Raw genomic sequence first — 1,175 nt, 5'->3', positions numbered from 1 at the left:
TAACGGCACGGCCGTGGTGAACCCCGATGGTACGCTGTCCTACAGGCCGGCTATAGGCTTTGCTGGTCCGGATACGTTAGTGTACCGCATCTGCTCTGTTATCAGCCCCAGCGTCTGTGACACGGCCCGGGTGATCATCAACGTACCCTCGGCACCGCCGACAGCGAACCGCGACAACGCCACGACTACTTTCCAGCAGGCGGTGACCGTGCCGGTGCTGGTCAACGACACCGACCGGGCAGGCAGACCTGCTAGTCTGACCACGGTGACCCTGCCCATCATTGTGGGCGCTCCGGCCAATGGTACGGCGGTGGTCAACAGCACAGGTTCCATCACCTACACGCCCAATGCAGGCTTTGCGGGTAATGACACCTTGTTTTATCGCATTTGCGACCGGGTGAATCCGCTGCTGTGTGACTCGGCTTTGGTGGTCATCAACGTGGGTTCGGTGGTGCCGGTAGCGAACCGGGATAACTACACCACCACTTTCAATACAGCCGTGCAGATACCGGTGCTGCTCAACGACCAGGCTAGAGGTACGCTGCCCGCCAGCCTCACCAATGTCACGGCTCCGGTGCTGGTGAGCCAGCCGACCAACGGCAGTGTGGTGGTGAATGCCAATGGTACGATTACCTACACGCCTGCCTTCGGCTTTGCCGGGGCGGATCAGTTCATCTACCGCATCTGTGATCGGGTAAATACCGGCCTGTGTGATACGGCCCTGGTGGTGGTCAATGTAGGCTCACAGGCACCAGTAGCCAATCCGGATGTGGTGGTGGTTACCTTCAACCAGCCGGTGACGGTGAATGTGCTGGCTAATGATGCCGACCGCACCGGCACCGTACCGGCCAGTCTGACCTCGGTGACTGCACCAGCCATACTGGCGCAGCCGGCCAACGGTACAGCCGTGGTCAATGCCAATGGCAGTATCAGCTTCACGCCGGCCACCGGTTTTGCCGGCAGCACCACGCTGGTCTACCAGATCTGTGACCGGGTGAACACGGCCTTGTGTGACACGGCCCGGGTGACCTTCAACGTGGGCAGTGCGCCCCCGGTGGCCAACCCCGACAGCTACACGCTGGGCTTCAACCAGACGCTGGCGTTGGCGGTGCTGGTCAATGACCTCAGCCGCACGGGTGCGCCGGCCAGTGTGAGCGGAGTGGCCAATGTGACCC

Annotated in this window: 1 protein-coding gene; it reads left to right on the top strand. The window is 61.5% G+C overall.

Features of this window, described 5'->3' with window-relative positions:
- Positions 1 to 1,175 (top strand): Ig-like domain-containing protein (locus tag ABD931_RS29090; RefSeq protein WP_345271645.1); only part of this gene is annotated, 1,175 nt, incomplete at both ends.

It is taken from the genome of Nibrella viscosa (assembly GCF_039541875.1).
GTDB lineage: Bacteria > Bacteroidota > Bacteroidia > Cytophagales > Spirosomataceae > Nibrella > Nibrella viscosa.
Note: the sequence above shows the minus strand (reverse complement) of the source record. Positions and strands in the feature narration are given on the sequence as shown.